The 13502-nt window shown below is 70.0% G+C and carries 13 protein-coding genes; 6 read left to right on the top strand and 7 right to left on the bottom strand.

Annotation, left to right across the window (positions count from 1 at the left end):
- Window positions 1–32: 32 nt before the first annotated feature.
- Both urtA and OG798_RS08055 read right to left on the bottom strand, forming a co-directional pair.
- On the bottom strand, window positions 33–1253 hold the full coding sequence (gene urtA / locus OG798_RS08060) for an urea ABC transporter substrate-binding protein (RefSeq protein WP_095856463.1): 1221 nt from the start codon (window positions 1251–1253) through the stop codon (window positions 33–35).
- A 374-nt stretch (window positions 1254–1627) separates the two neighbouring features.
- Window positions 1628–2740, bottom strand: a complete 1113-nt coding sequence (locus tag OG798_RS08055; RefSeq protein ID WP_267060771.1) for a substrate-binding domain-containing protein — start codon at window positions 2738–2740, stop codon at window positions 1628–1630.
- 114 nt (window positions 2741–2854) lie between these two features.
- Here OG798_RS08055 and OG798_RS08050 point away from each other — a divergent pair, with 114 nt between their 5' ends.
- From OG798_RS08050 to OG798_RS08035, 4 genes are all read left to right on the top strand, one after another.
- The gene (locus tag OG798_RS08050; protein WP_257016982.1) at window positions 2855–3265 is read left to right on the top strand and encodes a MarR family winged helix-turn-helix transcriptional regulator; all 411 of its coding nucleotides are present in this window, start codon (window positions 2855–2857) and stop codon (window positions 3263–3265) included.
- A 149-nt stretch (window positions 3266–3414) separates the two neighbouring features.
- Window positions 3415–4737, top strand: a complete 1323-nt coding sequence (locus tag OG798_RS08045; protein WP_267060770.1) for an aldehyde dehydrogenase family protein — start codon at window positions 3415–3417, stop codon at window positions 4735–4737.
- Between the two features lie 256 nt (window positions 4738–4993).
- The gene (locus OG798_RS08040) at window positions 4994–5884 is read left to right on the top strand and encodes a glycoside hydrolase family 19 protein (protein ID WP_267060769.1); all 891 of its coding nucleotides are present in this window, start codon (window positions 4994–4996) and stop codon (window positions 5882–5884) included.
- Between the two features lie 53 nt (window positions 5885–5937).
- Window positions 5938–6846 carry an aldo/keto reductase gene (locus OG798_RS08035; protein ID WP_267060768.1) on the top strand — a complete coding sequence of 303 codons (909 nt, stop codon included), beginning with the start codon at window positions 5938–5940 and terminating at the stop codon, window positions 6844–6846.
- Between the two features lie 54 nt (window positions 6847–6900).
- On the opposite strand, the gene OG798_RS08030 is transcribed toward OG798_RS08035, so the two are convergent.
- Together OG798_RS08030 and OG798_RS08025 are read right to left on the bottom strand one after the other, a co-directional pair.
- Window positions 6901–7611, bottom strand: a complete 711-nt coding sequence (locus OG798_RS08030; RefSeq protein WP_267060767.1) for a dienelactone hydrolase family protein — start codon at window positions 7609–7611, stop codon at window positions 6901–6903.
- A gap of 186 nt (window positions 7612–7797) precedes the next feature.
- Window positions 7798–8544 carry a phosphatase PAP2 family protein gene (locus tag OG798_RS08025; protein ID WP_095856468.1) on the bottom strand — a complete coding sequence of 249 codons (747 nt, stop codon included), beginning with the start codon at window positions 8542–8544 and terminating at the stop codon, window positions 7798–7800.
- 372 nt (window positions 8545–8916) lie between these two features.
- On the opposite strand from OG798_RS08025, the gene OG798_RS08020 reads away from it, so the two are divergent.
- Both OG798_RS08020 and OG798_RS08015 read left to right on the top strand, forming a co-directional pair.
- Window positions 8917–9312, top strand: a complete 396-nt coding sequence (locus OG798_RS08020) for a VOC family protein (protein ID WP_054233807.1) — start codon at window positions 8917–8919, stop codon at window positions 9310–9312.
- A gap of 41 nt (window positions 9313–9353) precedes the next feature.
- The gene (locus OG798_RS08015; protein ID WP_267060766.1) at window positions 9354–10418 is read left to right on the top strand and encodes an adenosine deaminase; all 1065 of its coding nucleotides are present in this window, start codon (window positions 9354–9356) and stop codon (window positions 10416–10418) included.
- On the opposite strand, the gene OG798_RS08010 is transcribed toward OG798_RS08015, so the two are convergent.
- The 3 genes from OG798_RS08010 to OG798_RS08000 all read right to left on the bottom strand — a co-directional run bounded on the left by OG798_RS08010 (window position 10406) and on the right by OG798_RS08000 (window position 13439).
- The gene (locus OG798_RS08010; protein WP_095856470.1) at window positions 10406–10915 is read right to left on the bottom strand and encodes a mycothiol transferase; all 510 of its coding nucleotides are present in this window, start codon (window positions 10913–10915) and stop codon (window positions 10406–10408) included. The genes OG798_RS08015 and OG798_RS08010 overlap by 13 nt on opposite strands.
- A gap of 27 nt (window positions 10916–10942) precedes the next feature.
- Window positions 10943–12445, bottom strand: coding sequence for a carotenoid oxygenase family protein (locus OG798_RS08005; protein ID WP_095856471.1), 1503 nt, complete (start codon window positions 12443–12445; stop codon window positions 10943–10945).
- A 100-nt stretch (window positions 12446–12545) separates the two neighbouring features.
- Window positions 12546–13439 carry a LysR family transcriptional regulator gene (locus tag OG798_RS08000; protein ID WP_095856472.1) on the bottom strand — a complete coding sequence of 298 codons (894 nt, stop codon included), beginning with the start codon at window positions 13437–13439 and terminating at the stop codon, window positions 12546–12548.
- Window positions 13440–13502 lie beyond the last annotated feature (63 nt).

Below are 13502 nucleotides of genomic sequence, written 5' to 3'. Positions count from 1 at the left end.
TGTCGTGGTCGAGGCCCCCGTGAGAAGGGCGGTCAGGAGAGGCCGGAGGCCCAGGAGTAGCCCTTGAGGAACGGGTCCGGCTTGATCGGCTTGCCCGAGTTCCACACTTCCTGGATCAGCCCGTCGGTGCCGACCTTGCCGATGCGGGCGGTCTTGTAGATGTGCTGGCTCGCGCCGTCGATGGTGACCTTGCCCTCGGGCGCCTCGAAGGTGATGCCGTCGGAGGCCGCTTTGACCTTCTCCGGGTCGAAGGACTTCGCTTTCTCGACCATCGCCTTCCACAGGTAGACCGAGGTGTACGCGGCCTCCATCGGGTCACTGGTCGGCTTGTCCTGGCCGTACTTGGCCTTGTACGCCTTCACGAATTTGGTGTTCGCCGCGCCCGGGGTCGTCTGGTAGTAGTTCCAGGCCGTCAACTGGCCCGCCAGATACTGCGATCCGATCGACTTGACCTCCTCTTCGGCGATCGACACCGAGACCACCGGCATGCGGGCGGCGGTCAGGCCCGCGGACTTGTACTCCTTGAAGAACGCCACGTTCGAGTCACCGTTGAGGGTGTTGAACACCGCGTCCGCCTTCGACGCCTTCACCTTGTTGGCGATCGTGCTGAACTCCGTGGAGCCCAGCGGCGCGTAGTCCTCACCGAGAACCGTCATGCCGTTGGCCTTCGCGTACGCCTTGATCTCCTTGTTGGCGGTGCGCGGGAAGACGTAGTCGCTGCCGACGAGGTAGATCTTCTTCTTGCCCTGTGACTTGAGGTAGTCGAGTGCTGGGACGATCTGCTGGTTGGTGGTCGCGCCGGTGTAGAAGATGTAGGGCGACTCCTCCAGGCCCTCGTACTGCACGGGGTAGAACAGCAGCGACCTGTTCTTCTCGAAGACCGGTTTGACGGCCTTGCGGCTCGCCGAGGTCCAGCAGCCGAACGTGGCCGCGACCCGGTCCTCCTTGATGAGCTTGCTCGCCTTCTCGGCGAAGGTCGGCCAGTCGGAGGCGCCGTCCTCGCTGATCGGCTTGATCTTCTTGCCGAGCACTCCGCCTGAGGCGTTGATCTCGTCGATCGCCAGCTTCAGCGAATCGCGTACGGTCACCTCGCTGATCGCCATGGTGCCGGAGAGGGAGTTGAGGAGTCCGACCTTGATCGTGTCACCGCTGGTGTCGGCCTGCGCCGCCTTGTCGGACGTACTGCCGGAGTTGGTCTTCGCGCCGCACGCGGAGAGCGCGACGACCGCGGCGAGCGCCGCGGTGCCGGCCATGAACCGACGCCTGGAGGTGCTGGAGATCGGGGAAAGCCGGGAACCGCTGGAAACGCTGGAAACGCTGGACAAAAGAACCCCCTAAGTCCCATGAGGGGACAGCCGGAAAGAAAGAGACAGCCCTTCAGAGGCGGCGATGGCGCGCGAGTCTCCAGCTTTCCGCTGATGGTGTACCGGCTGGTTCCTGAAGTGCGGTCACAGCCTCAAGTCGCCCTGTTTCCAGGGCGTTTCACTGGACTTTCCCGGCTGTATCTTCCCGCTCTCTCCGGGCAAGAAAAAATGCCCGGGGCGGAATTCTGTGCATGAATTCACAGATCGCCCGAGGCATTCTAATTACTTCCTGCGGGAAGTATCTTGGTGCGGGTGCGAACGTGTCAAGGGCGGGATCCGTGAAGATCGAGTTCGGCCACCACGTCGAAGTCGACTCCTTCGGCCCGTGCCAGATAGATCCGCTGCCGTACGTGGCTGCCCCGCAGGTGCAGCAGTCCGCGCGGTCCCTCGTACGACACGGTGTCGGCCGTCGCCCCGATGGCCGACACGTTGAGCGACCCGGCCCGGGCGATGAGCGCGGCGAGCAACAGGACGCCCTCGTAACAGGATTCGCCGAGGCTTCCGAGCGCCGGTGCCTCGATGCCGTACCTCCCGGCGTACTGGCCGTGGAAGTCGAGGGTGTCCTGATTCGCGAGTGAGGCGAAGAAGCCCGCGGTGCTGAAGAGGTCCGAGGTGGTGCTCGGCCCGCTTGCCATCAGCATGTTCTCGTCCATCAGCGTGCTCAGCCGCAGGCAGCGCTCGTCGAGTCCGGCCACCGCGAACGCCCGGTTGAAACGCACCGCGTCGCTGCCCACCAGCAGCATCAGGACGGCGTCCGCCTCCGACCGCTCGATGCGCCGCAGCACGCCGTCGAAGTCGTGGGTGCCGAGCGGGAGATAGGACTGCCCGCAGATGTCGGTCCCCGACTCGCGGGCGTACCCGAGCGCCGCACGGGCCGTACGGCGTGGCCATATGTAGTCGTTGCCGACGACGAACCAGCGCCGCACCCCGCGTTCGTGCGCCAACAGCCCCATCGCGGGGCGGAGTTGGTCGCGCGGTGTCTCGCTGGTGAGGAACACCCCCGCGGTGTGCTCGCCGCCCTCGTACAGCGCGGTGTAGACGTAAGGCACCCGGTGCGCGACCCTCGGCGCCAGTGCCTGCCGCACCGAGGAGATGTGCCAGCCCGTGACGCCCTGTACGACCCCCAGGTCCACCAGGGCCTCGACGTGGTCGGCGACGGCACTCGGCGAGGCGCCGCCGTCGACGGGCAGTAGCCGCAGCTCCTTGCCGAGGACGCCGCCCGCGCGGTTGACCTCCTCCGCGGCCAGCCGCGCGCACAGTTCGCAGGTGGGCCCGAAGATGCCCGCCGACCCCTGGAGCGGGAAGACCAGAGCCACACCGAGTACGGAGTCGTCGGCCGTGAACCAGTCGAGCGGAGGGGGAGCGCTCCCGAACATGGCGTCATGATTTCGGGTCCCCGCGGTGAACTCCAGTCCGTCTCATACGATGTACGCACCTCGTGACCAAGGAGCATGATGGCCGGCCGATCTGCGCGTGAGCCTCAGAACCTGATGCAGCTCTTGACGCGGGCCGAACGGCTTGCCGCGCGCCACCTCCAGACCGTCCTCGACGAGGACGGCTGCTCGCTCGACGCCTGGCGGGTGCTCGCCCTGCTCTCCGACGGCGAGGGCCACCACATGACAGCGGTCGCCGAGGCCGCCTTCCTGCCGCCCGCGACGCTGACCAAGCTCGTGGACCAGCTCGTCGACCAGAACCTCGTCCACCGCCGCGTCGACCCTCTCGACCGGCGGCGCATCCTCGCCCATCTCACCCCGCGCGGCCAGACGTACTGGCGCCGCCTCGACCGCGAGGTCCGCGAGCGATGGCCGGTGCTGAGTGACGGCGAGGACGAGCTGCTGAGGGGCCTGCTGGAGCGCCTGGCCGACACGCTGCACGGGTCTCCCGCGGAGCCCGCCCTCTGACGCCCCATCGTGACTCGGTCATCACGGTACGTATTCTTCGTGTACCCGGAATTTATTTGGCCACATGAAAGGTTGGCGTTTACACCGAGCCGTACGGCTCATGACGACCGCCCGTGGGCCACCAGGTCCGCACCGATCAGCGAGGCACCGTGAACGACCGCACCCCCGAGCAGCCCGCCGACATCGTCGCCCGGCTGCGCGCCACCTTCCGCTCCGGCCGCACCAAGCCCCTCGACTGGCGCACCACCCAGCTGCGTCGACTGCGTGAACTGCTCACCACGCACGGCGCCGAGCTCGCGGAGGCCCTCCATGCGGACCTCGGCAAGAGCTCCACCGAGGCCTTCCGCACCGAGATCGACTTCACCGTGCGCGAGATCGACCACACCCTCGACCACCTCGACGAGTGGCTGCGCCCCGAGTCCGCCCCGGTCCCCGCCCACCTCGGCGCCGACGCGAGTGCCTGGACGCGGTACGACCCGCTGGGCGTCGTCCTGGTCATCGCCCCCTGGAACTATCCGGTGCAGCTCCTGCTGACGCCGATGCTCGGCGCGCTGGCCGCGGGCAACGCGGTGGTCGTCAAGCCCAGTGAGCTCGCCCCCGCCACCTCGGCGGCCGTCGCCCGGCTGCTGCCGCGCTACCTCGACACGGACGCGGTCGCCGTCGTCGAGGGCGCCGTCCCGGAGACCACCGCGCTGCTGGCGGAGCGCTTCGACCACATCTTCTACACCGGCAACGGAGCGGTCGGCCGGATCGTGATGCGGGCCGCCGCCGAGCACCTCACCCCCGTCGCCCTCGAACTGGGCGGCAAGTCACCGGCGTTCGTCGACCGTGACGCCGACCTGTCCGTCGTCGCCGACCGGCTCGCCCGCGGCAAGTTCCTCAACGCCGGGCAGACCTGCGTCGCACCGGACTACGTCCTCACCGACCCGGAGACCGCCCGCGCGCTGGAGCCCGAGCTCGTCCGCGCCGTCGAGGCCCTCTTCGGCGCCGAACCGCGACAGTCGGGCGAGTACGGGCGGATCGTCAACGAGCGGCACTTCGACCGGCTCAGCTCGCTGCTCGACTCCGGGCGCACCGTCATCGGCGGCACCGGAGACCGGGCCACCAAGTACCTCGCGCCCACCGTCCTCGTCGACGTCGACCCCAAGGCCCCCGTGATGCAGGAGGAGATCTTCGGACCGATCCTGCCGATCGTCACGGTGGCGGGGCTGGACGAGGCCATCGACTTCATCAACGACCGTGACAAGCCGCTGGCGCTCTATGTGTTCACCGAGTCGGACACCACCCGGGAGCGGATCGCCGAGGAGACGTCCTCCGGAGGCCTCGGCCTCGGTCTGCCGCTCGCCCATCTGACCGTCTCCGACCTGCCGTTCGGTGGGGTCGGCGAGAGCGGCATGGGCCGCTATCACGGCCGCTACTCCATCGAGACGTTCAGCCACCGCAAGGCGGTGCTGGAGAAGCCGCTGGGCTGAGTCGGCCCCGACGGTGCCCCGGAAGATCCTCGCCGATCTGCCGGGGCACTGTTGTGCGACCCTCTCTGCCAACGTTGTCAGATCTGACTGGTCTACACCCTTGACTGGTACATACCAAAGCGGTTGAGTGTGGCTCCACACCCCCCACCACGGCCGCCCCCGACGCCGTGGCCGGCCTCGCCGGCACGTGCGCACAAGGCTCCGCTCCGCGCTGCCCTTGTCCGGGAGCGGCCGTGTCCCGCAAAGGAGTTGACCTGTGTCGAGGCGCCGCATCTCCGCAGTCCTGATCGCCCTCGCCCTCACGTCCGCCACCCCGGTGCTGCTGCCGGCCGCCGGCGCCTCCGCCGCCTCCTGTTCGAGCTACCCGAGCTGGGTGGCCGGGAGGTCGTACGTCACCGGTAACGTCGTCCGCTACACCGACGGGAAGACCTACATCGCCGAGCACGACAACCCGGGCTACGACCCCACCATCAGCACCTGGTACTGGGACCCCTACGCCTGCGACGGAGGTTCCACGCCTCCCTCCGACGGCTTCGTGGTGAGCGAGGCGCAGTTCAACCAGATGTTCCCGAACCGGAGTTCCTTCTACACCTACAGTGGTCTGCGGGCGGCGATGAGCGCCTACCCGGCCTTCGCCAACACCGGCAGCGACACCGTGAAGAAGCAGGAGGCCGCGGCCTTCCTCGCCAACGTCAGCCACGAGACCGGCGGCCTGGTCTACGTGGTGGAGCAGAACACCGCCAACTACCCCCACTACTGCGACTGGAGCCAGCCCTACGGCTGCCCGGCCGGACAGTCGGCCTACTACGGCCGCGGCCCGATCCAGCTCAGCTGGAACTTCAACTACAAGGCCGCGGGCGACGCGCTCGGCATCGACCTCCTCAACAACCCCTACCTGGTGCAGAACGATGCCGCCGTGGCCTGGAAGACCGGCCTCTGGTACTGGAACACCCAGTCGGGCCCCGGCACCATGACGGGCCACAACGCCATGGTCAACGGCGCGGGATTCGGCCAGACCATCCGCAGCATCAACGGCTCCCTGGAATGCGACGGCAAGAACCCGGCACAGGTGCAGAGCAGGGTGGACGCCTACCAGCGGTTCGTGCAGATCCTCGGGACCTCGGCCGGCGGCAACCTCTACTGCTGATCCGCCGTCGACGGCAGCAGCCCGGGCCCGAGAAGGTGTGCGAAACTGCCGCGATGACCTCGGAAACGATCACCGCGGCGGCCTCGGGCACCTGGACACTCGGCGATCTGCCCGTCCACCGCATCGGCTTCGGCGCGATGCGGCTGACGGGCAGCGCGGCCTTCCATCTCGGCACGGCGAGCGACCGCGACCGGTCGATCGCCGTGCTGCGCCGCGCGATCGAGCTGGGTGTCGACCACATCGACACCGCCGCGTTCTACTTCTCGTCGCTGCGCTCCGCGAACGAGCTGATCAACACCGCGCTGGCGCCGTACGCGGACGACCTGGTCATCGCCACCAAGGTCGGGCCGTTCCGCGACTACTCGGGGGAGTGGGGCACCCCGGCCCGGCCGGACCAGCTCCGTGCCCATGTCGAGGAGAATCTGCGGCAGTTGGGCCGCGACCACCTCGACCTCGTGTACCTGCGGCGGATGGGGCAGGACTCGATCGCCGAGCACTTCGGCGCACTGGCCGAGCTGCGCGAGGCGGGGCTGATCCGGCACCTCGGCATGTCGAGCATCGGACTCCGGCACCTCGAGGAGGCGGGGACCATCGCGCCGGTGGTGAGCGTGCAGAACCGGTACGGGCTCGACTCCCCGAACGCCGGGACCGACGAGCTCCTGCGCAGGTGCGGGGAGCTGGGCATCGCGTTCGTGCCGTTCTTCGCGATCGCCGGCAAGGGCGGTGCGCAGGGCCCGAGCGGCAGCGACGGCGACGAGGAGGTGCTCGCCGTCGCGCGTGCGCACGGCGCCACGCCCGCGCAGGTACGCCTCGCGTGGACCCTGCGGCAGGGCACGCACGTGCTCGCCATCCCCGGCACCGGCAGCCCGGACCATCTCGTCGAGAACGTCGCCGCGGGCGCGCTGCGGCTCACCGACGACGAGACGGCCCGCCTCGACGCACTCCATCGGCCGGGCGAGTGACCGATGGCCCCGTCACCGGGGGCGGTCCTTGCCGAGCCGCCCCGGGTGACCTGCTCAGCCCAGTTGCTCGTGCAGGAAGAGCACCGTGCTCTCCCAGGCCCGCGCGGCCGACTCGGGGTCGTACGTTTCCGGGCGGCCGTCATTGAAGAAGGCGTGGTTGGCAGGGTAGAGACGGAAGTCCGCGGCAATGCCGGCCTGCTGCTGGACCGCCTCCCTCAGCTGCTCCAGGTTCTCCTTCGGGATGCTCGTGTCGAGTTCGCCGTAGTGACCCAGGATCTGCGCCTTCAGGCGGGAGAAGTCGGGCAGCTCACCCTGGATCACGCCGTAGAACGGCACCGCCGCGCTGACCCGGGGATCGGCCGCGGCCAGGTAGAGGACGAAGCCGCCGCCCATGCAGAAGCCGACCGCGCCCACCGTGTCCGAGGTGACCTCGGGCAGCCCGAGCAGATGATCGACCGCACCGGAGAGCAGCTCGACGCCGCGTGACACCGGCAGCTCCTTCATCATCCGGAAGGCCTCGCCGCTGTCATGGGCGACATTGCCGCCGTACAGGTCGGGCGCGAGGGCCACGAAGCCCTCCGCGGCCAGCCGGTCCGCCACCTGCGCGATGTGGTCGGTCAGACCCCACCACTCCTGGATGACGATCACTCCGGGTCCCTGCCCGGACGGCGGCAGCGCCAGATAGCCGTGGGCCGTGGTCCCGGCGCTGGGGAAGGTCACGTTCTGATGGGCGGGGGCTCCGGTCGGCGTCGGCAGCTCGGACATCGCACTCAACTCCTGTGGGGCAGCGCTGGACAGGAGCCGGCGGGGCCGGCCCCGAGTTGATCTCCACGATGTCATGCGCGGGCGCCCGGCCTTCCCCCGGCCCGCACGACGCGCCCAGCGGCCGCCTTCTGCAGCAGGTCGTACGCCGGCACCGGCAGCAGGACGTGCGGCCGGTCCTGCAGGTGGTCACGGAGCCGAGTGAGGGGGGACTTCGCGGTGCGGGTGGGAGTCGTCTGGGCGCTCTTCCGTCGTCGTGGGACCAGGGCGGATACGGAGCGCCGATATGGCGGCGAACGTGTGCGGGGCGATGCGGGCGAGGGCGTAGACGCTGAGGCTCAGCCAGCACAGGGCGAACAGCCAGCCGCCGAGCACGTCGGAGAACCAGTGGACGCCCAGGTAGACCCTGGTGAGTCCGACCAGGACGGCCCAGCATGCGAGGAGCGCCGCGAGGCCTCGCCCGCCGCGGGGCGCCCGCGCGAGCACCGCGAGGACGAGCAGACCGCCGGTGATGGCGGACGTGGTGGTGTGGCCCGAGGGGAAGGACCAGCCGGAGGCGTGCGTGGCCCACTCCACCGTCGCGGGGCGGGGGCGGGCGACCAGGGACATCACGCCGTACCGAACGGCCTGGGCGGCGGCGAGACAGCCGACGCAGCCGAGGGCGAAGAGGATCCGCTGTCGTGCGGTGCGACCGAGGACGACACCCGCCAGCGCGACCAGCACGTACGGCAGGACGCCCGTGCCCGTGTAGGTCAGTCCGCGGGCCACGGCCAGCGCCACGGGTGGGCGGTGGTCCGCGGACCAGGCGTTCAGGTCCTGGTCGCCGAAGAGCGGGGCTCCGTCCTGGCCGCTCACGACCAGCGTCAGCAGTACGAAGGCGACCAGGCTGCCGACCGCGGTCGATCCCGCGAGGTCCGACGCGTCCGCACGCCTCATGACAGGGGCCGGGGGACATCGACCGCGTACGGCGGCGCGGTGCGCAGGGCTGCGGACATCGACGGAGGCCCCTTCCATGATGGGCGTGCGGGCGCGTCGGAAGACCGCGTCCGCGGTGACTACAATCCTGTAGACGGTCTACACAACTGTAGACGATCGGCGGGCCGAGATCGTTCCCGCGGCGGCCGCGAAAGATGAACGCCGCGCGTGGGGCCCGGCCTTGTCGAACACGGGCGGTCGACGGGGGCCGAGGGTGTGCCCAGCGTCCCGCACCCCGTCGCACCGTGCGACTCGGCGTGAGCAGGGCGGGCGGGAGCATGCGGTGGGATGCCGTACCCTAGCGTGTTACGTATAACTACCTAAGGGGTCCCGATGCGACGCATCGCGCTGGTCACCCTCGTCGTCGACGACTACGACGAGGCGATCCGCTTCTACACCGAAGCCCTCGGGTTCCGGCTCGTCGAGGACCAGCCGCGGCCCGACGGCTCCCGCTGGGTCGTCGTAGAGCCGGGCACGGAGGGCGGCGGCAGCGGACTGCTGCTGGCCCGGGCCAAGGACGAGGCACAGCGCGGCCGGGTCGGCGACCAGACCGGCGGGCGCGTGGGCTTCTTCCTGCACACCGACGACTTCGCCCGCGACCACGCCCGCATGCGCGAGGCGGGCGTCACCTTCCTGGAAGAGCCGCGCCACGAACCGTACGGCTCGGTCGTCGTCTTCCAGGACCTGTACGGAAACCGCTGGGACCTGCTCCAGCCCGCCACCGCCTGACATCCACCCATCTGTTCAGAACCTGCCGAGGAACGACACGCATGACCGCGCCCCGCATCGACATCGACACCATCCGCCGCCTCCCCAAGGCCGTGCTGCACGACCACCTCGACGGCGGTCTGCGCCCCGCCACGCTGGTGGAGCTCGCCGAGACGGTCGGCCACACGCTGCCCACCACCGACCCGGACGCGCTGGCCGCCTGGTACTACGAGGCCGCCAACTCCGGTGACCTGGTGCGCTACATAGCCACCTTCGAGCACACCCTCGCCGTGATGCAGACCCGCGAGGGCCTGCTGCGCACGGCCGAGGAGTACGTGCTCGACCTGGCCGAGGACGGCGTCGTCTACGGCGAGGTCCGGTACGCGCCCGAGCTGATGGTGAACGGCGGGCTGACCCTGCCCGAGGTCGTCGAGACCGTGCAGGAAGGCCTGGCGGCCGGTATGGCCAAGGCGGCGGCCGCGGGCACCCCGGTCCGGGTCGGCACCCTGTTGTGCGGGATGCGCATGTTCGACCGCACCCGGGAGATCGCCGACCTCTCGGTGGCGTTCCGGGACGCCGGCGTCGTCGGCTTCGACATCGCGGGTGCCGAGGACGGCTTCCCGCCCGCCGACCACCTCGCCGCCTTCGAGCACCTGCGCGGCGAGAGCGTCCCGTTCACCATCCACGCCGGTGAGGCCCACGGTCTGCCCAGCATCCACCAGGCCCTCCAGGTCTGCGGTGCCCAGCGCATCGGCCATGGCGTCCGCATCACCGAGGACATCGTCGACGGCAAGCTCGGCCGCCTCGCGGGCTGGGTGCGCGACCGCCGGATCGCCCTGGAGATGTGCCCGACATCCAACCTGCAGACGGGTGCCGCGACCTCCATCGCCGAGCACCCCATCACCGCCCTGCGCGACCTCGGCTTCCGGGTCACCCTCAACACCGACAACCGACTGGTGTCGGGTACGACGATGACGCGCGAGATGGCGCTGCTGGTGGAGGAGGCGGGCTGGACGGTGGAGGACCTGCGCACGGTCACGGTGAACGCCGTGAAGAGCGCGTTCATCCCGTTCGACGAGCGCAAGGCCCTCATCGAGGACGTCGTGCTGCCCGGCTACGCCCTCTGAACCAGCCCCCGTACATAGGCGGCCTGTCCGACGTGCTGCAGATCGTCGGACAGGACGCTGACCAGCCGTACGCCCAGCGTGACCGCGGGATCCCAGCGCTCGTCCACGATCCGCTCGAAGTCCTTGGCGGTCAGCCCGCGCAGGAACTCCAGCGTCTGTTCGTGCACGGCGTCGTAGTACCCGGTCAGCAGGTCACCGGAGTCGACCCGCACCTTGGCGACCTTGGCGGAGCTGTGCCCGTACCCCGTGTCCCGGCGCGGCAGATCGAGCCCGAAGCGCTTCTCCCAGTCCTGCGCGAGCCAGACCTGCTCGAGCCCGGCGGCGTCCGCGACATGGTCGTCCTGGACGCGGGTGAGGTGCCAGACCAGCCATGAGACGGAGTTGGCGTCGTCCGAGGGGCGGGCGTTGAGAACGTCCGGTGACAGGCCCCCGACGGCGGCATGGACCTCTTCCTGGATGCGGCTGTACGCGTCGATGAGGATGTCCTTTGCATGCATGCGTCCACCATCGCGCATCGCGGTCCCTCACGCGTCCGGAATCCAACTCCCGTGGAAGCCGAGCGGCACCCGCCCCGGGAGATGGACCCGGGCGACCGGCTCGCCCGTGAAATCCTGGGCGGCCAGGATCACCAGGTCGGCGGCCCCGCGATCGGGATTGTGCACATAGGCGATCGCGTAGCCGTCGTCCTCGGCCCGCGCGCCCTCTGAGGGGACGAAGACGGCTTCCCCCGCGGCGGCGTCCCGCGGCAGCCGGTGGACCTGCGTGGTCCCGCGCAGCAGGTCGTGCTTGATCAGCGCGTTGGCGAAGGCCCGGTCGGGCGGGTTCCCGTCGGTCGTCAGATACGCCAGGGTCATGTCCGCGGCGGCGGCCGTGTAGGCGTAACGGTGCCGCCTGGACACCAACGCCTCGTGGACGCGCGGAAACTCCTGCGGGCGGTCGTCGAGCGTCCTGGTGCGCACCCGGCCGTGCGCCACGTCGATCGTCCAGCGTTCGAGCGAGGCGGTGCCGGCGCCGTACGGCCCGTCGCAGCCGCGGCCCGCGACGTAGAAGGGCGCCGGGTAGGTCGTCATGTCGACGACCACGGACGAGCCCTCGTCGTACGCGTTCAGGGTGTGCGAGTAGAAGACCGGATCCACCTCGAACCAGCGGACCTCTCCTCCTGCGCGCGGCAGCAGACCGACCCGCGTCGGGTGCTTCTCGTTCCAGACGTACGGCACGGGGTCGCCCCGCTCGGCTCCCGCGGGGTCGAAGGTGATGGGCAGATCGAAGATCACGACGTACTTCTCGGTGAGCGCGAAGTCGTGCATCATCGGCGCGTCCGCCACCGGGATCCGCGTGGTCCTCGCGACCCGGCCCGTGTGGTCGATCACCTGGTGCCGGACGTGGTCCCAGGTGGGGTAGTAGGCGATCGCGTGCAGTTCTCCGGCCGCCGCGTCGAACTTGGTGTGGGCGGTGAAGGCCCCTTCGAGGGTGCCGCGGAAGTCGTACGTGCCCACCGTGTCGAGCTCGTGGTCGAGTTCGTACGGCAGCGGCCCGCTCTCCTGGAGGGCCAGGATCCGTCCCTTGTACCCGATCACATGGGTGTTGCACGGGAAGTCGTCCGGCGGGACGGGCCCGGGGTACGGCTCGCCGAGCTTCTTCGCCACGGAGGCCGAGCGGACCCAGCGGTTGCGGTACCACTCCGCGCGACCGTCCCGCAGCCGCACGCCGTGCACCATGCCCTCACCGAGCATCCAGTGGTGGGCGCGCGGGTCCTCCAGGCCCAGGACGTTGGGGCCGTTGCGCAGGAAGCGGCCGTTCAGCTCGCGCGGGACACGTCCGGTGACCGGGAGGTCGAACGCCGTCAGCTCCTCGGTGACGGGCTTGAACGCCCCCTCCAGGAAAGGGAACCGGTGCCCGCCCTGTGCCGCCGTGCCCGGCATCGGTGCCGCCGCCGCTGCCACCCGGCCCCCCATCGCGCCGACGAGCCCGCCCGCCGCCGCGACCGCCGTCCCGCGCAGGACCGTCCGTCGTGTGTGATCCGCCATCTCCGCACTCCAGCCTCGCAGTCGTCTTCGTGGACGTCCACGAGTCTGCGGCCGGGCAGCGGTCCCGGTCAGGAGTGCTGGAGCCCCTCCGGGGGTGGTGTCAGGCCCCCTCTTGCGGGGTGTCGAGAAGCACCATCAACGCCCGCGCCGCCGGACTGGTGGCGTCCGGCGGCGGCAGCATGGCGACCGTCTCGTACGAGGCTTCACAGGCGCCCTTGAAAGGGAGGGCGGTGAGATCGCCGGCCTCGCGCTTGTGGCCGAAGTGGCGGGGCACGACGGCGATGCCGAGACCCTCGTGGACCAGCTCCAGCAGGCTGTGCACGTCGCTGACCTCCAGCGCCACCGTCCGCCGTACGTCCGCCGCCGCGAAGGCCGCGTCCGTGGTGCGGCGCGGCCCCCAGTCGGGGTGGAAGTCGACGAAGGCCTCGCCGCCCAGCTCCTGGGGCGTGACCACGGCGGCGGTCGCGAGGTGGTGCGTGGGATGGCAGAGCATGGTCATCGGCTCGCTGGTCAGCGGCACCGACCGCAGCTGGTCGCCGTCCGCCCGCGTCCTGACGGCGAAGGCCAGGTCGAGACGGCCCGCGGCGACCTCCTCGGCCAGCGCCTCGGAGCCCGCCTGCCGCAGTCGGATCTCGACGTCGGGATGGCGCCGCCGGAACGCCGCGAGAAGCTTGGCCACGTCCACGCCCGCGATGCACTGCTCGGTGCCCAGGGAGAGCGTGCCGCGCAGCACGCCCTGCACGGCGGCCACGGCGTCCTGCGCCGAGCGCACCTGGGCGAGGATCCGCTCCGCCTCGCCGAGCAGGGCGCGACCGGCCTCCGTGAGCGTGACCCGACGGGTGGTGCGCACGAACAGCGGGGCCTGAAGCTCCCGCTCCAAGGCGCGGATGGAGGACGACAGTCCCGACTGCGACACCATGAGCCGTTCCGCCGCCCGGGTGAAGTGCTGGTCCTCGGCGACCGCGACGAAGTGCTGAAGGTGGCGCAGTTCCATGGGGCACCACAGTAGTCGCCGATTGAGAAGCGCCGTCGCTCAGTCCCATCCGATTCTCCCGTT

Origin of the sequence: Streptomyces sp. NBC_00271, assembly GCF_036178845.1 — a bacterium.
In the GTDB taxonomy this organism is placed as follows: Bacteria; Actinomycetota; Actinomycetes; order Streptomycetales; family Streptomycetaceae; genus Streptomyces.
This window is presented reverse-complemented; position numbering and strand designations above follow the sequence as displayed.